This window comes from Bacillus timonensis (genome assembly GCF_000285535.1).
Classification (GTDB): domain Bacteria; phylum Bacillota; class Bacilli; order Bacillales; family Bacillaceae_L; genus Ferdinandcohnia; species Ferdinandcohnia timonensis.
On sequence record NZ_HE610986.1, the window covers coordinates 243598 to 264016 of the forward strand.

At 39.3% G+C, this 20419-nt stretch carries 19 protein-coding genes and 1 pseudogene; 3 read left to right on the top strand and 17 right to left on the bottom strand.

Annotated features, from left to right (window positions below; translation table 11 throughout):
• Window positions 1–26: 26 nt before the first annotated feature.
• The 5 genes and pseudogenes from BTHG_RS09720 to BTHG_RS09740 all read right to left on the bottom strand — a co-directional run bounded on the left by BTHG_RS09720 (window position 27) and on the right by BTHG_RS09740 (window position 3922).
• Window positions 27–284 (bottom strand): HPr family phosphocarrier protein, encoded by a 258-nt coding sequence (locus tag BTHG_RS09720; protein ID WP_010676560.1) that lies wholly within the window; start codon window positions 282–284, stop codon window positions 27–29.
• 147 nt (window positions 285–431) lie between these two features.
• Window positions 432–1373 carry a DNA-binding protein WhiA gene (whiA, locus tag BTHG_RS09725; protein ID WP_010676561.1) on the bottom strand — a complete coding sequence of 314 codons (942 nt, stop codon included), beginning with the start codon at window positions 1371–1373 and terminating at the stop codon, window positions 432–434.
• A 36-nt stretch (window positions 1374–1409) separates the two neighbouring features.
• The gene (locus BTHG_RS09730) at window positions 1410–2378 is read right to left on the bottom strand and encodes a gluconeogenesis factor YvcK family protein (protein ID WP_010676562.1); all 969 of its coding nucleotides are present in this window, start codon (window positions 2376–2378) and stop codon (window positions 1410–1412) included.
• A pseudogene (gene rapZ / locus BTHG_RS24635) lies at window positions 2378–3267 on the bottom strand (RNase adapter RapZ). Before rapZ ends, BTHG_RS09730 begins: the two are co-directional and overlap by 1 nt.
• Window positions 3268–3463: 196 nt before the next feature.
• A complete protein-coding gene (locus tag BTHG_RS09740) occupies window positions 3464–3922 on the bottom strand; it encodes an NUDIX hydrolase (protein ID WP_010676563.1) in 459 nt (152 codons plus the stop codon).
• 604 nt (window positions 3923–4526) lie between these two features.
• Here BTHG_RS09740 and BTHG_RS09750 point away from each other — a divergent pair.
• Window positions 4527–5840 (top strand): aminotransferase family protein, encoded by a 1314-nt coding sequence (locus BTHG_RS09750; RefSeq protein ID WP_010676564.1) that lies wholly within the window; start codon window positions 4527–4529, stop codon window positions 5838–5840.
• Between the two features lie 325 nt (window positions 5841–6165).
• Here BTHG_RS09750 and BTHG_RS09755 read toward each other — a convergent pair whose 3' ends face one another.
• Window positions 6166–7713, bottom strand: coding sequence for a bifunctional GNAT family N-acetyltransferase/carbon-nitrogen hydrolase family protein (locus BTHG_RS09755; protein WP_010676565.1), 1548 nt, complete (start codon window positions 7711–7713; stop codon window positions 6166–6168).
• Between the two features lie 212 nt (window positions 7714–7925).
• Between BTHG_RS09755 and BTHG_RS09760 the strand changes: the two genes are divergently transcribed.
• On the top strand, window positions 7926–8252 hold the full coding sequence (locus BTHG_RS09760; protein WP_010676566.1) for a hypothetical protein: 327 nt from the start codon (window positions 7926–7928) through the stop codon (window positions 8250–8252).
• 85 nt (window positions 8253–8337) lie between these two features.
• Here the strand turns inward: BTHG_RS09760 and BTHG_RS09765 are convergent, their stop codons facing one another.
• On the bottom strand, window positions 8338–9168 hold the full coding sequence (locus BTHG_RS09765) for a MerR family transcriptional regulator (protein ID WP_010676567.1): 831 nt from the start codon (window positions 9166–9168) through the stop codon (window positions 8338–8340).
• 121 nt (window positions 9169–9289) lie between these two features.
• Here BTHG_RS09765 and norA point away from each other — a divergent pair, with 121 nt between their 5' ends.
• A complete protein-coding gene (gene norA / locus BTHG_RS09770; RefSeq protein WP_010676568.1) occupies window positions 9290–10486 on the top strand; it encodes a multidrug efflux MFS transporter NorA in 1197 nt (398 codons plus the stop codon).
• A gap of 43 nt (window positions 10487–10529) precedes the next feature.
• On the opposite strand, the gene trxB is transcribed toward norA, so the two are convergent.
• The 10 genes from trxB to BTHG_RS09820 all read right to left on the bottom strand — a co-directional run bounded on the left by trxB (window position 10530) and on the right by BTHG_RS09820 (window position 20051).
• A complete protein-coding gene (gene trxB / locus BTHG_RS09775) occupies window positions 10530–11474 on the bottom strand; it encodes a thioredoxin-disulfide reductase (protein WP_010676569.1) in 945 nt (314 codons plus the stop codon).
• Window positions 11475–11575: 101 nt separating this feature from the next.
• A complete protein-coding gene (locus tag BTHG_RS09780) occupies window positions 11576–13066 on the bottom strand; it encodes a tetratricopeptide repeat protein (protein WP_010676570.1) in 1491 nt (496 codons plus the stop codon).
• Between the two features lie 357 nt (window positions 13067–13423).
• Window positions 13424–14044 (bottom strand): bifunctional phosphoribosyl-AMP cyclohydrolase/phosphoribosyl-ATP diphosphatase HisIE, encoded by a 621-nt coding sequence (hisIE, locus tag BTHG_RS09785; protein WP_010676571.1) that lies wholly within the window; start codon window positions 14042–14044, stop codon window positions 13424–13426.
• Window positions 14041–14799: an imidazole glycerol phosphate synthase subunit HisF gene (gene hisF / locus BTHG_RS09790; protein ID WP_010676572.1), complete on the bottom strand. Its 759-nt coding sequence runs from the start codon at window positions 14797–14799 to the stop codon at window positions 14041–14043. The genes hisIE and hisF overlap by 4 nt, the downstream gene beginning before the upstream one ends.
• On the bottom strand, window positions 14799–15533 hold the full coding sequence (gene hisA, locus BTHG_RS09795) for a 1-(5-phosphoribosyl)-5-[(5-phosphoribosylamino)methylideneamino]imidazole-4-carboxamide isomerase (RefSeq protein ID WP_010676573.1): 735 nt from the start codon (window positions 15531–15533) through the stop codon (window positions 14799–14801). The genes hisF and hisA overlap by 1 nt, the downstream gene beginning before the upstream one ends.
• On the bottom strand, window positions 15530–16162 hold the full coding sequence (gene hisH, locus BTHG_RS09800; protein WP_010676574.1) for an imidazole glycerol phosphate synthase subunit HisH: 633 nt from the start codon (window positions 16160–16162) through the stop codon (window positions 15530–15532). Before hisH ends, hisA begins: the two co-directional genes overlap by 4 nt.
• On the bottom strand, window positions 16163–16750 hold the full coding sequence (hisB, locus tag BTHG_RS09805; protein ID WP_010676575.1) for an imidazoleglycerol-phosphate dehydratase HisB: 588 nt from the start codon (window positions 16748–16750) through the stop codon (window positions 16163–16165).
• Window positions 16751–16954: 204 nt separating this feature from the next.
• On the bottom strand, window positions 16955–18220 hold the full coding sequence (hisD, locus tag BTHG_RS09810; protein WP_010676576.1) for a histidinol dehydrogenase: 1266 nt from the start codon (window positions 18218–18220) through the stop codon (window positions 16955–16957).
• Between the two features lie 16 nt (window positions 18221–18236).
• Entirely contained in the window at window positions 18237–18866 is a 630-nt protein-coding gene (hisG, locus tag BTHG_RS09815; RefSeq protein ID WP_010676577.1) for an ATP phosphoribosyltransferase, read from the bottom strand.
• Window positions 18867–20051 (bottom strand): ATP phosphoribosyltransferase regulatory subunit, encoded by a 1185-nt coding sequence (locus BTHG_RS09820; protein ID WP_026021766.1) that lies wholly within the window; start codon window positions 20049–20051, stop codon window positions 18867–18869.
• Window positions 20052–20419 lie beyond the last annotated feature (368 nt).

Here is a 20419-nt window from a genome sequence, read left to right on the forward strand (position 1 = left end):
CTCACATTATAACGTGAGAGGATTTTTTATGCTTCTTTCTGAATAAATTCCGTTAATGCCTCAACTGCAGCTTCTTCATCGTTTCCTTCCGCAAACAATGTAATCGTGGAACCAGAGCCAACCGCTAAACTCATTAACCCCATGATACTTTTTGCGTTTACCTTTTTGCCATCCTTTTCTAAAAATATGTCCGCAGAAAATTTATTTGCTTCCTGGACAAACATTGCAGCAGGACGTGCTTGTAATCCTGTTCTTAATGCAACCTCAACCTGTCTTTCAACCATTTTTTCTTCCTCCTCAAATTTGTGTACATTCTTAAGTTGACTTTATTTTTTTTAGTAATTTCCTATTCTTACGTAAATTGAACCGAAAAGGTTTCATTTTACCCCAAAAATGATAGCGCTTTATTTTCTAGCTGGTGAGCAAATCGCTCACTTGATGAATTGGCCAGCGCGTAGCTTGTCAGCAATTTCATCGATTTTTCGTAGACGGTGGTTTATGCCCGACTTACTGATTTGACCAGAGGATACCATTTCACCGAGTTCTTTAAGTGTGACATCCTGGTAGGCAATCCGAAGTTCAGCAATTTCTCTTAATTTATCTGGCAAAATCCCAAGACCAACTGTTTCATCAATGTATCGGATATTCTCGACCTGACGAATCGAAGCACCAATTGTTTTATTCAAATTAGCTGTTTCACAATTTACGAGACGGTTCACTGAATTTCGCATGTCACGAACAATGCGGACATCCTCAAACCGAAGCAATGCTTGATGGGCTCCAATAACATTAAGGAATTCGGTGATTTTTTCGGCTTCTTTTAAATAAGTAATAAACCCCTTTTTTCGTTCCAATGTTTTGGCATTGAGTTCAAAAACGTTCATTAATTCACAAAGTGAGTCATTATGTTCTTTGTACAATGAAAAAATCTCAAGATGGTATGACGATGTTTCAGGATTATTCACGGAACCTCCCGCTAAAAAAGCCCCACGTAAATAGGAGCGTTTGCAGCATTTCTTCGCAACTAATTCAGAAGATATTTCTTGTCGTAAGGAAAAACCTTCGAAGATCTTCAAATCTTCCAAAATGTCCTTTGCATCCTCAATAAGGCGTACAATGTATACGTTGTTCTTCTTAAGTCTCATCTTTTTTCTAACGAGGAGCTCAACACCAACATTATAGCATTTTTTCAGTAATATATAAATTCTTCTCGCAATGGCGGCATTTTCCGTTTGGATATCAACCACTATTTTTTTGTTGGAGAAGGAAAGTGCGCCATTCATTCGAATCAAAGCAGAAAGCTCGGCTTTTGCACAGCAATCTTTGATTTCTAGGTTTGTAAGTTCTTTTTTTGTCTCTGATGCAAATGACACAGAATTCCACCTCCTTTTTAATAAATCATTACACAATCACTGTTTAGTTTGAACGAGTATTTCATATAAAAGACTTGCCACTTTTGTTGTGTCGTGTCTGATTACGTCTTTATCATACGAGATGATTTTATCATGGATGATAGTTAAACCTAAAGCAGAAAGCCTTTCTGTGTCATAAACAACTGGCTTTGCTAGCTCTTTTGCATATTTTTCCTTAATATGTTCAGGAATTTCACCATTATTGACAAGAATGGTATCAATGAATTTTGTACCCATATGGTCATACAGGGCCTGCACATGATCACTTGCTGAGAAATTCAAGGTTTCTCCTGCTTGTGTCATCACATTGCAGATATAGACCTTTTTAGCTTTCGCCTTAATTACCTCGTCACCAATTTTAGGAACGAGCAAGTTCGGCAAAATACTTGTGTATAGGCTACCAGGACCAAGGATAATCATATCAGCCTGTTGAATGTTTTCAATCGATTCGTTTAGTGGTTCGATGTCATCAGGTGATAAAAAGACACGTTTAATCTTTTTACCCGAGTATGGGATTTTCGATTCACCTGAAACAACTGTACCATCTTCCATTTCAGCATGTAGTATCACACTTTTATTCGCTGCTGGAAGAACCTTGCCTCTTACTTTTAAAACCTTGCTCATTTCACTAACTGCATGGACAAAATCACCGGTTATTGTTGTCATCGCTGCAAGAATCAAGTTTCCTAATGAATGACCTGATAATCCATTCCCACCAGCAAAACGATGCTGGAACAAATCCTCAATCAAAGGTTCAACATCAGATAACGCAGCTAAAACATTTCGAATATCACCAGGTGGTGGAATATCCATCTCATCACGAAGGCGACCAGAAGATCCTCCGTCATCCGCTACCGTTACAATCGCGGTAATATCAACAGGAAGATATTTTAACCCTCTTAAAAGGACGGAAAGGCCAGTTCCACCACCAATGATGACAATCTTAGGCTGTTTTGGTTTGGTCATTACTTTCTTTCCTTTCTTCTCTCAATATCGCGGTGAGAAACATGGGTTTGATATTCCCCTTTGAAATAATTTGCGATATATTCGGCAAGTGTAACGGAACGGTGCTGACCACCTGTACAACCAATTGCAATGACAAGCTGACTCTTCCCTTCCCGTTTGTATTGAGGAAGCATAAATGCAAGTAGGTCGGTTACCTTTTCAATAAACTTCTGTGTTTCAGACCATTTTAAAACATAGCTTGAAACATCCTCATCGAGTCCGGTCCTTGGTCTCATTGCTTCAATATAATGTGGATTTGGTAGGAATCGCACATCAAATACAAGGTCAGCGTCGATAGGGATACCATATTTAAATCCAAACGACATGACGTTAACTGTAAAGGTTGGCCTTGATTCAGATGCAAATTGTTTTAAAATTTTCTCGCGTAATTCCCTTGGCTTCAATTCAGATGTGTCATAAATGTATTGTGCTCTTCCCTTTAGCTCATCAAGGATTTCCCGCTCAGCCTGAATTCCTTCTAGTGGGGAACCCGTTGGAGCTAGCGGATGCGAACGCCTTGTTTTTTATAACGTGTAACAAGAGTTGGATCCTTTGCATCAAGGAAAAGAATTTGCGGTGCAATCCATGATACTTCAGAGAGTTCGTCTAGTGATGCAAATAAGCTATCAAAAAATTCACGACCTCGAAGGTCCATGACAAGTGCAACCTTATTCATTTTCCCGCCAGATTCCTTCATTAACTCTAGAAACTTCGGAAGCAAAGTTGGAGGAAGGTTATCCACGCAAAAATACCCTAAATCTTCAAAGCTTTGGATCGCCACTGTTTTTCCGGCACCTGACATTCCTGTAATAATCACTAATTGTATTTCACTTGTTGAACCAACACTCATTATTTTGCCTCCCTAAAATCAATTGCGCCTTGGCGTATTTGCTCCCAGATTTTTTTGGCCCACACGAGGTGGGTCACAAAGACGTTGCCACAGGAAGTGGCGTACTTAGTCTTTGACCCTATGCTCGAAAATTTCCCTCTAAAAATCTGAGGCACTCCCTTTATTCAATCGGTGCTTGAATCCCGGAAGAATTAAGTTAGCTTGGATCCAATCGATATGAAAGTAATTGAAAATCTGGTGTATATGTAAATGTTCCATAAATGACCCCAGAACCTTTAAGTACATAATCTAAAATATGATAATCACCAGGGGCCATTGGCAAATTGGGTATGTCTTGAATATCCTGCCACTTCAGGATTCCCTCTTCGGATTCATCGACGTTTTCCCCTTCAAAGTCGTTTGCCAAGAACGAAAACATCATCCATTCAGAGGTTACCTTGTCACCTTCTTTGATGATAAATGTAAAAATTCCTTTGATATCTGGATTTTTTAAGTATAATCCAGTTTCCTCACGGTATTCACGAATACAAGAATCACGAATAGATTCACCCGGTTCCATTTTTCCACCAGGAGCAACCCACCATCCGCGCCGAGGCTTTTGTAAAAGCAATACTTTATTATCTTTGCGTACTACGCAATTTGTTACTCTTTGCACTATCTTTCACCCCAAGTCGATCCACATTTAAGCAGACCGTTTGTAAGCAATCTTATGGTTATTATTATACTATTTCTAACAGGTAGTCACAACGAACAAGATTTACATGTTGATTTTTGCTTTATAGAAAATATTCAAAGAGGAGGGTGAAAAGGACGCCTCGACAAGAACGCCACGTCCTGTGGCATTGTCGACACTAGCACATCCTGTGCGTGGAAATTTCAAGGCGGCGCAGCTTTGAGTACCGGAGCGTATGTAGTTAATACGTGAGGAAACGGAGAAGCAAGCCAACGTAGAAATTCGATGCGTCATTTTCGGCTGACTAAAAAAAGGGGGCACAGTGGATGTTACCTGTGCCCAAAAAAATCTATTTTATAAAAAGGGGGTCAATTACTACTATTATCATACTCAAAATATATTTCACCCGTGTTACAGGAGAGTTAAAACGAAATTACGATTTTAAAGTTTTGAGTTTACAATAGCCTGGTGGGACTAGTATTTTCATGATTCCTAGTTCAAAAGCTTGCACTTTATGCATATATTCAAAATAAACGCCAGAACATTTATTTGTTTTTTTTAGCTAATGAACGAAGGAGGAATGTGTATGAATGAAAAATTGATGATTCGCCAGGAACTGATGGAGCTTGATCAGAAACATTTTCTACATCCCACCTCTCCGATTCAGCAACAGCAGGATTTGGGACCTGCCTTTATTTTTACAAAAGGGGAAGGTGTTTTTCTGGAAGATGTAAATGGAAAACGCGTGCTTGATGGCATGTCCTCTTTATGGAATGTCAATATCGGACACGGTCGGAAGGAATTGGGACATGCGGCAATGGAGCAAATGAACAAGCTAGCGTTTAGTTCTTGCTTTGCAACATTCAGTAATGAACCTGCGATTCGGTTAGCGGCAAAACTCGCGGACATTACACCTGGAAGTTTATCAACAACCTTTTTTACGTCAGGTGGATCAGAAGCAAATGACACGGCATATAAATTAGCACGGCATTATTGGATATTACGCGGCATGCCAGAGAAAAAGAAAATTATCTCACGGAAAAGGTCTTATCATGGTGTTGCGATGGGGTCAACAAGCGCAACTGGCCTAAAACCATTCCGGGATTTCACAAACTCTTTGGCTCCGGATTTTTATTATACAGATAATCTGTCTGCTGAGGATTTACGAAGGACAATTGAAGCCGAGGGACCTGAAACAATTGCAGCGTTTGTTGCTGAACCAGTACAAGGTGCTGGCGGTGTTCATATTGCACCAGATGGTTATTTTAAAGAAGTTCGGGAAATATGTGACGCAAACAATATTTTATGGATTACCGATGAAGTAATTACCGGATTTGGGCGGACTGGCGAATATTTTGGAGTTAATCACTATGAAGTTGCACCTGACATGATGTGTTTTGCAAAAGGGGTAACGAGCGGATATGCCCAATTAGGAGGTGTAGTACTTTCTGAAGCGATTTTTGAGGATCTAAAGGAATTGTCATCTGGTACACTTTTACACGGATATACGTACAGTGGCCATCCAATGGCATGTGCAGTGGCGTTAAAGAATATAGACATTATTGAAAATGAGGGCTTAATTGAGAATTCCGCCAAAATGGGAGCAAAAATGCTCGATGGCTTTTCATGGATTCAAGGTGAGGCAAGTCTCGTCAGCCATGTTCGTGGATTAGGCCTAATGGGAGCTATTGAAATGAATACACCTCAGCATGTAAAAGGACCACTGGCACCAAGAATTGTAAATGAGGCCGCTAAGATTGGGTTAATCTGTAGGTCGGTCGTTTTTGACGGGATGGATACTCTTGTCTTCGCCCCCCCACTATGCATTAACAAAGAGGAAATGGAGCTTATGATTGAAATGTTGCATCATGCGATATTTAGAGTTGAACGGAGTGTGTGATGACCTGACAAAAACCGCCTTATCCTGTTGGAATTGGCGGTCAGACTGTTGACAAACGCTCGCATACTGCGTTGCTTGCCTCTCTCGTCCGCTCATGAAGGCAACTTCTATTCGCGTCTTCGCTCATCTGCGCGCCTTGTCTGACAAGCGTTTTCAAGACAGTCTGGAAATTGAATTAATATTTAGATATCCTTAAAAATTCCTGTAGACAAAGTCAGTATTGACTTTGTCTACACCCTGACCGCCTTTTCCTTTTGGAATTGGCGGTTGATTTTTTTCTAGCGTTATCCACATGTGGATAAGTTTTATAAAGTGGAATACTCTTTTACCTATGTTTCGGTTTCTTAGTTATGATTTGATAATAATCTGTTCGGCGGTCTTTTAGTGGCGTTTCTGTACCGATGTTGCGGTTACGGCGTAGGCTTTCAAGGTCTACCTCACCAACCACAATTGTTTCAATATTTGGGTTGCATTCCCCAACAATCCCATTGCTTGAAAAGGTAAAATCAGATGGTGAAAATATACCTGATTGTGCGTACTGGACGTCCATATGGGGAACATGGCTCAGGTTTCCGACTGTCCCTGCAATGACGGTATACACTTGATTTTCAACAGCACGAGCTTGTGAACAATAACGCACACGTAAGTAGCCTTGCTGATCCTCCGCGCTAAATGGTGTAAAAATGATTTGTGCACCTTTATCAACAGCAATCCGAGACAACTCTGGAAATTGGATATCGTAGCTTAAGAGAATCGAGATTTTTCCACAGTCTGTATCAAACACATGTACACCGTGACCTGGTTGTACTCCCCACCATTTTCTCTCATCAGGGGTAATATGGAGTTTATATTGCTTATCAATCGTTCCATCTCGTCTAAATAGGTACGCAACATTATAGATACAATGATCCTCTTCCACAAAATGTGAGCCACCAACAATATTAATATTGTACGTAACTGCAAGCTTTGAAAAGAGATTAATATACTCCTCTGTATACTCCGCGACCTTTTTGATTTGTTTACTTGGTACTTGCTCGTTGATAAAAGACAATAGTTGCATCGTGAACGTTTCAGGGAACACTGCAAAATCAGAACGGAAATTAGAACTCGCATCAATGAAGTATTCACATTGTGTGGCAAAGTCTTCAAAGGAATTAATTTTTTTCATCATATATTGAATGACTGAGATTCTTACAGGAAGCGCCCGAGTGTAAATTCGTCTCGATTTCTTAGGTAGGTAATCAGGGTTATTCCATTCCATTAAGGTGGCATAGCCTAAGGAATCCTTGTCGGTTAGATAATTGGCATTGACTCGCTTCAGCACGAAGCCATTTATCATTTGAAAAGTAAGTGCTGGATCATAGAGATTTTGCTGAATAACCTGTTCCACATACTCTCTAGCAGACATTTCATTTGCATATTTATGATAGTTTGAGATTCGCCCACCAATGATGATGCTTTCTAAATTTAATTCCTGTGTTAGTTTTTTTCTGGCTTCATAAAGCCGACGCCCAATTTTCATACGCCGATACTCAGGATGGACCATCACGTCTATACCATATAAATTTTTCCCTTCCGGGTCATGGTTGCGAATATAGGAATTATCACTTATTTCGTCAAACGTATGCTTATCTTCATATTCATCAAAATCGACAATTAAACTTGAGCAGGAACCAATAATTTTCCCATCATACTCAACGCAAAATTGTCCTTCTGGAAAAATGGATAGATGGCTTTCAAGTTGATCCCGCTCCCACGGTTCCATATTTGGAAAACAAATTTTAGAAAGCTCAATGATTTCCTCAATATCCTCATGCCTAATATTTCGTAACACAATCCTCTTTTCAAACTTTGAAAGATCAATCCTTGACACAATTATCTCCCTTTCTGAGTATTCGACGAACATATGAATCACCTGAAATTCATCGAATGGTATCCTTTTCAACCCTTTTATATCAATATATTATTGGCCAGGCTTTTATATTTCTGTTATCGCATAAATTGGTAGTAACAATAGTGAAGTGTGGTAATTTTTCACATATACTAGACATAGAGGATCTTGGCTAAGAAAGGAGAGCAGTTAGGATGGTTTATTCACTGATTGCCATTTTATCTTTATTTCTATTTTTTATAACTGTCATTTTTGCAATAAAGGGGGACCATCGATATTATTGGGTAGCTGCGATTTCCATCTATGTGTTTAGTTTCGTTGGAGGCTTTTCAGTAGGTCAACTGACTGTGGGGATTGTCGTCATTTGTTTAACCCTTGCGATTGGGTACACGTTTAAATGGATTCGTACGAAAACTCAAAGCTTACTTGCATTAGGAATTGGCGTTATCACTGCGTATATTATGGTTGTTTATATCGATGATGCTTATTTGTTTTATCCTTTTTTGCTCTTGTTGAAATAGCAATTAGACTGCCAGTTCAACCTTTAACTGTTACCTTTATATAAATAACAAAGCTTGGGTTCCATTTTCCCAAGCTTTTAAAGGGTCATTTATTTTTAGTTACTTGCATCATAATTTTGGTAACGTACTGTTCCTTTTGATTTTTTACAACTGTATCATAAATATATTCTTCGAAAACATAATCCCCTAAGGTCAATTCTAAACGCTCCATTTCAGCTAAGAGTTTCTGATAGGTATGATGGATCGTTTTATCTTCGCCAATATGATATCCAATGAGAAAATCACCCTTAACTGCCCTGAAATATGGATATCCGTCCTTTGGATGTGGTTGCTCTATGTATAAGTGACTATATTTAGAGTATTCTCCTTTTAAAACGTGCTCCCGCTTTGTGATTCCACCAATCGGAAATCCCGTATCAAGCTGTAATTCACTCAATTCACCAATAAATTCTGATAAGACCTCCATAAATTCATCATCCGTACTATTCTCAATGTTTCTGCTTAAATATAGCGTGGCATCCGGAAAATGTTCAAGCGTAATTTGAAGAAAATCCAGTTGTGTGGCCTCTTCCATTAAAGCTATTTTTGTATCAATAAGTTTTTCCTTCATTTCAATTTCCTGTCGCTTTTTCACAATCTCATCTTTTTTCTGATACATTAACGATAAAAAGCTTTCTGGAGATTTATTTTGAGTGTATTGTTGAATATCATGTAACGACATATCAAGATCCTTTAATAAATCAATCACATAAAAAAGCTCTATTTGGTTAATGGAGTAAAATCGGTAGCCTTTTTCATTTTTAAAGACAGGAGATAGGAGACCAATTTGATCGTAATAAAAAAGGGTCTGTTTGTTCACTTTACAAAGCTTCGCGAATTCTCCTGTTGTTAAGTATTTAACATTTTTTTCATTCATTTTTTACAGCACCACCCTTGACTATATAGTTACTATATACACTAGGATAAATGTTGTAAAGATATCACATTCATTACCATTTCGTATCAGGTAATTCATTGTGTTAAGGAGAATGGATAATATGAAGACAAATAAACTTACCCTTGGATTATTATTAATGAATTTGTTCATAGCCTTTTTGGGAATTGGTCTTGTCATTCCCGTCTTTCCGACGTTGATGAATGAATTAGATATAAACGGCACAACAGTTGGTTATTTAACAGCGGCCTTTGCTATTGCCCAATTGATTGTGTCGCCATTTGCAGGGAAAGCTGTGGACAAATGGGGAAGAAAAATTATGATTGTGCTTGGTTTATTTATTTTCGGCCTAGCAGAATTATTATTTGGACTTGGCAAACATCTCGAAGTATTATTTATTTCTCGTATTTTAGGTGGCGTAAGTGCGGCATTCATTATGCCAGGTGTTACTGCTTATATTGCAGATATTACAAACTTAGAAACTCGTCCGAAAGCACTCGGTTATATGTCAGCTGCAATTAGTACAGGATTTATCATTGGACCAGGGATTGGTGGATTCTTGGCGGAGTTTGGAACACGTACCCCATTTTTCTTTGCAGGTGCATTAGGTACAATAGCAGCAATCCTTACTATTATTTTAATATCTGAGCCAGAGCGCACACCAGAAACGAGTGAACAGACCACAGAAAGTAAAAATGGATTCAAGCGTATTCTTGAACCCCAGTATTTTGTTGCATTTATTTTAATTTTTATTGCTTCGTTTGGTCTGGCAGCTTTTGAATCATTCTTTAGTTTATTTGTGGATCAGAAATTCAAGTTTACACCATCCGATATTGCAATTGTCATCACAGGTGGGGCGATTTTTGGTGCAGTGTCACAAGTTATTTTGTTCGACAGGCTTACAAAACTTTGGGGTGAAATTAAATTGATTCGGTATAGCTTACTATTATCGGCTGTTCTAGTCTTTTTAATGACCGTGGTTCATTCGTATTTCTATATTTTACTTGTAACGTTTATTGTTTTTGTAGGTTTCGATTTATTCCGTCCAGCTGTGACTACGTATCTTTCGAATATTGCAGGAGACGAACAAGGTTTCGTCGGTGGGATGAACTCCATGTTTACAAGTTTGGCGAATATTAGTGGGCCAATTCTTGGAGGGATATTATTTGATATAGATATTGATTATCCTTACTATTTTGCTACTGTCGTTCTAGCTTTAGGGATTGTTTTAACGTTATTCTGGAAGCAACAATCGAAATCAAAATCAATTAACAAAGTGAAGGCTCGTGTTGCAAACTAATATTCATCAAAAAAACACCTCTGTTTTGGAGGTGTTTTCGTTTTTATGCTTTCATTTTTTCTGCAAGTTCTTCGACATAGTGCTGTGCTGCTTGGGCTGCGATGCTGCCGTCGCCAGTTGCTGTGACAATTTGACGAAGTTGTTTTTCACGAATGTCACCTGCAGCGAAAATGCCTGGTACTTTTGTTTCCATATTTTCATTTGTTTCAATATAGCCATTTTCATTCGTAATACCTAAGTTTTGGAATGGTTTTGAAAGTGGAAGCATTCCAACGTATACGAATACGCCATCTGCACCAAATTCTGTTTCCTCACCTGTTTGTGTATTCACAAGAGTTAAGCTACCAACCTTGCCGTCTTTTTCGTGAATTTCTTTAACAGTGTGATTCCAGATAAACTCCACTTTTTCGTTATCAAATGCACGTTGTTGTAGAATCTTTTGTGCACGTAACTCATCGCGTCGGTGAATGATTGTTACTTTTGAAGCGAAACGAGTTAAGTACACACCCTCTTCTACTGCTGAGTCTCCTCCACCTACGACAACAAGCTCTTTGTTTTTAAAGAATGCGCCGTCACATACTGCACAGTAAGAAACGCCACGGCCACCAAGTTCTTGTTCACCAGGTACGCCAATTTTCTTGTATTCTGCACCCGTTGCAATAATCACAGCACGAGCTTTATATTCCTTGCCTCCGGCAACGATAGTCTTGAATTCTTCACCATTAATGACTTCTTTAATATCGCCATACGCATATTCTGCACCGAATTTCTTCGCATGCTCAAACATTTTTGTAGATAATTCTGGTCCTAAAATGTGGTCAAAGCCTGGGTAGTTTTCAACTTCCTCTGTGTTTGCCATTTGGCCACCTGGAATCCCGCGCTCAAGCATTAATGTTGATAGATTTGCACGAGATGTATACACAGCAGCAGTCATTCCTGCAGGACCGGCGCCGATAATAATGACATCATAAATTTTTTCTTCAGTCATTTTCACGTCTCTCCTTATTTCAATGGGTAAAATTTGATATATCGTTTAGTATCTCCTACCCCTATCCTATAAAATCCTGACAAAATCCGCTATTAATATGCTCATTGTAGAAGGTCTTTAACAAATTTTACATATTTCATGACAGTTGCTTTGGAAATTTTATATTTCTCTGCAACTTGTTTTTGAGTGACGGTCTTTGAGCTATGATTGCGCCAAATATATTCCGTCGCTGCAGCCCATGCGTGCCAGTTTGAGACATTGAACTGACGCTTAACCGCCTCGTCGTAAATCATTAACCATGTTAAATAGAGTTCCTCATTTGCTGAATCATCATGTTTATTTTTAGCAAATAAAGTATCAGCGATTTTATAGCCATCGATAATATAGGACGGAATTTTTTCTGTTTTTTTCTTTTTACATAGTACGTAGTTGGCAAATTCCTGTTCAAGTGTCGCATGAAATTGAATATGCTTTAAATCCTTACGGGCAAGTGAAGAATTTGTCTTACTCGCTAAAAATAAGCCGTATAAACGTTCTTCAATAAAATCGCCTGTCAACCACCGATCAAGTACGTCACTAATTGGTTTTGTACGGTCAGATTCCCATGGAGCTGAACCTTTTTTAGCAGGGTTTTCCTCAAGCACTCGCTTCCATGCATTCTCGGCAACATCATGATGGTCTGTAAAATAAGCAGAATGTGAAAGCCAATAGTAGAAGGTTTCATCTCCTTCAAACCCGCTTCGTTGTAAACTCCGTAGCCATTTATATGCAAGATCATGTCGTCCAATTAACCCAAATGTTGCACCTAACTTATAGCGATGCTCAAAAAGAATTGGATGAATCAGCGCTAATCGTTTTGTTAACTCTTTTACTTGTTGATTTTTTCGTTGATAATATAAAAACACAAGAGAATTACAGAGCGCATGAAGATTACCAGGATTTTTACTTAAAACCTCATCAAGAATCTTCGATGCATTTTCCACATCTCCAGAATAAAAATAGGCAAGTGCTAAGTTATTATAAGCAGACCAAAATTCCGGATATTCACGAATGATTTCCTTTAAAAGGGTCACTGCTTCATCCAATCTCCCTGTTTCAAGAAATTCACGCGCTTGTTCTTGCTTTACGATGAGTTCGTCCTGTTGGTTTGCAGAGTCGTCGAAGTCTACTTCTTCAAGAAGCAATAAATCAAGCAAATCCTCAGCATCCTCAGCAAAGTCTCCATCCGGTTCACGTTCTAAGTAAGTTTGGGCATGTTTACCAGCCTCTTGGAACAAGCCCAAATGCGCATAATTATTCGCCATAAAATAAAAACACTCAGGCATTTCAAAATTCGGATCATCAATTATTTTTGTGAGATATTGATTCGATAGGACATAATCACCTATTTCGGTTAGTGCAACTGATAATTGGCATAAAAACATTGGCTCTTTCGGCTCAAGCTGAATTGCTCGTTTAAAATGTTTAATGGACTTATATATATCATGTTGGCGATATGCCTTTAATCCTTTTTTAAAATAATATTCTCCCGTCTGGATAAACGGAATTACCTTTGAACCATGCTGTCTATCATTTATGTTTTGTTTTTCCATCGGGGATCCTCCACTTATATCAAATACATTCATTAGGGGTATAGACCCATAATGTATAAAATTATTTCCCAACGTAGTATAACACATAAAACACTATGCATATAGGGGTGCTTGTTTAAAAGACTAGAATTTTTCAAGAAAGATTCGATGGTATTTTGTGGGTAGTGTGAATAATGTGGACAACTTTAGTTCGTGATGTGAATAGTCTAGCACGATTACTGATATTAGCAGACATATGCACAATAATAGTGCTTTGATTGTGGATACTGTGGATAACGTGGATAAATATTCATCATTCTAGTCATACCAGGGATTGAAAAAGGATGCTTATATGTGGATAAGCATCCCTGGATATTGTTATCTTCTCTTTTCTAAAACAGATAAAACGTCATCAAGCGGAAGCTTTTGTTCTCGAAGTAAGACGAGTAAGTGGTAAATGAGGTCTGCTGCTTCCCATTTAAGCTCTTCGTGGCTGCGATTTTTCGCTGCAATGATTACTTCAGAAGCTTCTTCACCCACTTTTTTCAGGATCTTGTCTACCCCTTTATCAAATAGGTATGTAGTGTAAGCTCCTTCTGGCATTTCAGCTTCACGTTGTGCAATGACTTGTTCAAGCTCATTTAGAATGGCAAAGCGGTCGCTCGTACCTTCTTTTGCTTCCCCAAGAACAGATTCGGTAAAGCAAGAATAACTGCCTGTATGGCAAGCTGGTCCTGCCGGTTCAACTAAAATAAGGATAGCGTCCTTATCACAATCATATTTCATATCAACGATTCTTTGTGTATTACCTGATGTTTCACCTTTGTGCCAAAGTTCCTGGCGTGAGCGGCTATAAAACCATGTTTCACGTGTTTCAATAGATTTGCGTAGAGATTCCTCATTCATATAAGCAAGTGTTAAAACCTCCTTGCTTACAGCATCTTGAACAATAGCTGGAGCAAGTCCCTTTTCATCGAATTTAATGTCTGGTGTGTTCATCGGACATTGACCCCTTTCTCTTTTAAAAAGTTTTTTACTTCTTTTACGGATGTTTCTTTGTAATGAAAAATACTTGCCGCTAAAGCAGCATCTGCCTTACCTTCATTGAAAGCACGGACAAAATGCTCGGCGTTTCCGGCACCACCTGAAGCAATAACAGGTACGGTAACAGCCTCACTAACTCGTCTTGTTAATTCAAGATTGAAGCCATCTTTGCTACCATCATCGTCCATGCTTGTTAATAGTATTTCACCAGCACCCAGTTTGACTGCTTCCTGGGCCCACGCGACAACTTCCCAATCGGTTGCTTTACGACCACCATGCGTAAATACTCTCCAGCTACCTAAGGTATCGTCAAATTTTGCATCAATGGCAACAACGATACATTGCGAGCCAAAGAAGTCCGCACCTTCTTTAATTAAGTCTGGATTTGTAACAGCTGCAGTATTTAGGGAAACCTTATCAGCACCCGCACGAAGGATTCTTTTCATATCTTCTAATGAATTTATTCCTCCTCCCACTGTGAAAGGAATTGCAAGCTCTGCTGCTACCTTTTCCACAACCTCAACCATTGTTTTACGACCTTCATGAGAGGCTGAAATATCAAGGAATACGAGTTCATCGGCACCTTCAGAATCATAGAATTTTGCGAGCTCTACTGGATCGCCTGCATCACGAAGCCCGACAAATTGAATTCCTTTTACAACCCGACCATCTTTTACATCAAGACATGGAATGATTCGTTTTGTGATCATCAGCCTTTCACCTCTTCCAACGCCTCTTGTACGGTAAACTGGTTGGTGTAGATGGCTTTACCAACAATCGCACCGGAAACACCTTGGTTTGCAAGCTTGCTGAGTTCTTTTAAATCTTCAATGGAGCTAACCCCACCTGATGCGATAACTTGTTTTCCAGTAGCAGAGGCTAAGGTTGCAACTGCATCAATATTAGGACCGCTCAGCATGCCGTCTGTCGCAATATCAGTAAAGATAAACGTTTGTGCACCTGCATTTGCAAGCTCAACACCCAAGTCTGTTGCTTTTATAGAGGAAGTATTTAACCAACCCTCTGTTGCTACATAACCGTCCTTTGCATCAATGCCAATCGCGATTTTTTCTTTGTATTTTGCAAGCATATCCTTAACAAAATCGGGGTGCGATATCGCGGCACTACCTAAAATCACTCGGTCAACACCATTTTCAATATAGTAGGCTACATCATCTTCCGTTCGAATGCCGCCCCCAATTTGAACTTTTGCAGTAAGCTTTTTCGCAACCTCAAGCACATATTGATCATTTACACGCTTGCCTGCTTTTGCTCCATCTAAATCCACCATGTGAATCCATTCAGCACCAGCATTAGCGAAAGCTTTCGCCATGTCAAAAGGAGAATCTCCATAGACTGTTTCTTTATTATAGTCCCCTTGAAGCAATCGAACACATTTGCCGCCTCGCATATCGATTGCTGGGTAAATGGTAAAATTACTCATATTGTCACCTTCTTTTCCACGATTGCAGCATAATTTTGGAGAATTTGTAATCCTAATGCACTGCTTTTCTCCGGATGAAACTGAGTTCCAAATACATTCCCTTTTCCCACAACAGCAGGTACTTCTACATCATAGATACTGCTCGCAATCACATTTTCGTTGTTGGCTGCTGCATAATAAGAGTGAACAAAATACACATGTCCACCATCAATATTCTTTAAGAGTGGAGATGGATTTTTAAGTTCAAGGTCGTTCCAGCCCATATGTGGCACCTTATACGTTTCACCATCTGCTGTAATGCCAGGAATCCTTGTTATTTTTCCTTTTAAAAATCCTAAGCCTTGTGTAAGACCATTTTCTTCACTTTCTTCAAACAAAAGCTGCATTCCAAGACAAATTCCTAAAATGGGTATCCCATTTTCAACCGATTCCTTAATAAAGTTGACTAACCCTTTTTCATGTAAAATCCCCATTGCGTCTTTAAAAGAACCAACACCGGGTAAAATCAGCCCGTCTGCTTTACTGAGTTCGTCTGGTGAACTTGAAATAAAGTAATCGTAATTCATCCGTTCGAGCGCTTTAGAAACGCTATATAAATTCCCCATACCATAATCGATTATTCCTATCATCTACAACATCCCTTTCGTTGATGGGACCCCCTTAACTCGTGGGTCAACCATTGTTGCCTCATCTAATGCACGACCTAACGCTTTAAAAACAGCCTCGATCATGTGATGTGTGTTATGACCGTAATGAACAATTACATGGAGATTGATTCTTGCTTCTAATGCAAGTTTCCATAAAAATTCGTGTACGAGTTCTGTATCGAATGTGCCAACACGGGAGCTTGGAAAATCAGCTTTCAATTCAAAATGAGGGCGATTTCCTAAGTCAATAACAACCTGTGCAAGTGCTTCATCCATTGGGACAAATGCATTACCGTAACGCTTGATGCCTTTTTTATCGCCCAATGCTTCACGCAATGCCTGTCCTAAACAAATTCCAATATCTTCAGTTGTGTGGTGATCATCAATTTCTGTATCACCTTTCGCATCAACTGTTAGGTTAAAATGACCGTGCTTTGTAAAAAGGTCGAGCATATGACTCATAAATGGGACGCCTGTATCTAACTTAGAAATTCCTTCTCCATCAACTGAAAAATCCAATTTTATATCTGTTTCATTTGTTTTACGTTCAACTTTTGCTTGTCTTGTCATGAATTACACCTACCATCAGTATTCTTATCGACACCTAAAAAGGTAAATATTTCTTTGTTAACTGTAGAATTGTGGATTATTTTCCACGCTATCCACATAATCCACAGTAAGATGTGAATTTTGTGAATTATAATATAATTGTTCAAATGAAGATGAAAGGCTAAGTCACTTGACTTGCCATTTTCACCGGATTTTTTAAACTACCTATTTTAATCGTTCCTCAACTGCTCTTGCGTGGGCCTCCAACCCTTCCAGTCTTGCGAAGGCTGCAATTTTCGGACCATTTTCCTCAATTGCTTGTTTGCTATATGAGATGATACTTGATTTTTTCACAAAATCATCCACACTTAGTGGACTTGAGAAGCGTGCGGTTCCGTTAGTCGGAAGGACATGATTCGGACCTGCAAAATAGTCACCAACTGGCTCAGAACTGTATCGACCAATAAAGATTGCCCCTGCATGCTTGATTTTTCCTACCTGCTCCATCGGTTCCTTCGTCACAATCTCAAGATGCTCGGGTGCAAGCTCGTTAACCGTTTTGATAGCTTCTTCTAGGTCACCCGTAACATAGATTGCACCAAAGTCATTAATAGATGCTCTCGCGATATCTTCACGTGGAAGAATAGCCAATTGTTTTTCAACCTCTACAGACACCGCTTCGGCAAGTTCCATTGAAGGTGTAACGAGAAGGCTTGATGCCCGCTCGTCATGCTCTGCCTGAGATAATAAATCTGCTGCAACTTCATTTGGTAAGGCTGTATCATCTGCCAACACGACGATTTCACTTGGTCCTGCAATCATGTCGATATCCACATTTCCGTAGACTTCGCGTTTTGCTAATGCAACAAAAATATTACCTGGACCGACAATTTTATCAACAGGCTTGATGGTTTTCGTTCCAAATGCTAATGCCCCAACTGCTTGGGCACCGCCAACCTTATAAATTTCTTCTACACCGAGGATATCAGCTGCGACTAATACACCCGCTGGAATTGTACCGTCTCTTCCAGGCGGCGATACCATGACAATTCGCTCAACACCTGCTACCTGTGCAGGTATGACATTCATTAAGACGGAAGATGGATAAGCTGCTTTTCCACCTGGTACATAAACACCAACTGCATCAAGTGGAGTAATTTTTTGACCAAGAATGGTACCATTGTCCTTCAATGTCATCCATGATTGCTTTACCTGCCGACTATGGTAATCTCGAATATTTTCAGCCGCTTCTTTGATAATTGGAACAAGATTATCTTCTAATTTTTGATAAGCTTCTTTGATATCTGACTCGGTAACTTTTATGTTATCAAGCAAAACCCCATCAAATTTTTCAGTGTAATAACGAAGGGCGTTATCCCCTTCCTTTTGTACGTTTGTGAGTATCTCTAAGACTGCTTTTCGTTGTTCTTCTGTCCCACTATCAATTGTCCGTTTCAATGAAACAGTATTGGTTACACGTTCTATTTTCATGATGTGTCGGTCCTTTCTACTGGGATACAACTTTAGATAATCGTTCTACGATTTCATCGATTTGCTGATCCTTTAAACGATAACTTACAGGATTTACGATGAGACGAGAAGTGATGTCTGCAATATGCTCAAGTTCAACTAACCCATTTTCCTTTAAAGTGCGTCCGGTTGAAACGATGTCCACAATTCGATCAGCTAATCCAATTAATGGGGCAAGCTCGATGGAGCCGTTCAATTTAATAATTTCAACCTGTTCCCCATTTTCACGAAAATAGCTTGATGCAACGTTTGGATATTTTGTTGCTATTTTAGGCGCAACACCTTTAATTTTCACATCTGGTAAACCAGCAACTGCAAGATAGCATTTACTGATTTGCAAATCCAGCACCTCATAGACGTCGCGCTCTTCCTCAAGCATTACGTCTTTTCCAGCAATCCCAAGGTCCGCCACGCCATGTTCTACATATGTAGTCACATCCATTGGCTTTGCGAGCATGAAACGAAATGGCTCTTCAGGAACGTCAATAATCAGTTTTCTTGAATCTTCAAATTCGGGAGGAAGATTGTAACCCGCATCTTTTAAAAGCTTTGCAGCCTCTTCAAAGATTCGTCCCTTTGGCATCGCAATTGTTAATTTGTCGTTCATTTACGCTTCCTCCTTCCTTGTGTTTCCTAAGAAAAAGGTGTTTTTTGCAAAAGCACTGGTGCATGCATCCACATCCTTAATTCCGGCGATATCTTGAAGGATGACTCGCTCACCCTGTTCCCGTTTACTCATTGCAAAACGAATTGCGTCTTCCCGTTGTTCAGAACTAAAAATCACACAATGGATTTCAGGCTCTTCTTGAGGTAAATCAAGGGCTTCAAGAAGTCGGTCAATCCGAATGCCAAAACCTGTTGCTGGTGCAGGGCGCTCGAACTTTTCAAATAAATGATCGTAGCGGCCTCCGTTTCCAACTAAAAAGCCGACATTTTCTGCGTAAATTTCAAAAAGAATACCTGTGTAGTAGCTCATATGGCTAACGAGATTGAAGTCAATCTTAATATGCTCTGTTACACCGAATGTCTCTAACTTTTTCCACAGCATTTCAAGCTCTTCGGCTGCCTTTTTTCCTTCCTCACATTCAACTAATTCTTTTGCTTTTGCTATCTTTGCTTCATTTCCTCTTAATTGTAAAAGAGATAATAAACGCTGTTTATCAATCGAAGAGAGTGGCAAGCTTTTGACATGCTCTCTGTAGCCAACATAATTTTTTTCATATAAATAACGTTGCAAAACATCGGCTCTTGCTTCATTTCCGACAATTTCCATAAACAGTGCCTTTACATACCCAATATGTCCAATTGGCACCGTAAAATTGGTTAAACCAACTTGTTTAAGGGAAGCAATCATTAAGGATATAACCTCTGCGTCAGCACTTGTTGTTGCATCCCCGATAAACTCAATTCCAATTTGCTCAAATTCAGCAGGTCTTCCACCTTCATGTTGTTGAGCACGGAACACATTTGCAGAATACGCGATGCGCAGTGGGTATTCTCCCTTATATAAACGAGACGCTGCAACGCGAGCAATGGGAGCAGTCATATCAGGTCTTAGCACAAGTGTGTGACCCTGTGAATCCAATAATTTAAATAATTGACGGTCAAGGATCGCTGATGCCTCACCGATTGTTTCATAGTATTCAAGGGTTGGAGTTTCAATAAATTGATAGCCCCAACTTTCAATTTGAGTTGACATTGCATCGCGAATTTTCTTCTTTGCTTCATATAAAGCAGGCAATGTATCTCTCATCCCTAACGGTTTTTCAAACATAAACACGATTTTCGTCACCACCAAAGTTTGTATAAGCTTATTTTTCTCATATTTGTCTTGAAATATTTTTACTTTAGTTCGCTAATATACTACCAAGATAAAGTATATATTACACCTAACCTTCACATACGTCAATGAAAAAGTCAGAATTTAGCTACTGATTTGTTTGTTGGAGATAATGGGGCATTTGTGGATAATGTGGATGCTGTGGATAAAAGAGTGAATGCGGCGTGGATGTTGTGGGCAGTGTGGATAAAAAAGCTACGAATTTGTAAGCAAGAGAGGAAGAAAGGAGACAGATGTTGGAAATTGAATTTGCCTAGGAGAGAAAGGGGAAGAAGAATGATTCTGGAGAAGATGCAAGGTTTGCAACAAAAAAAGGAACC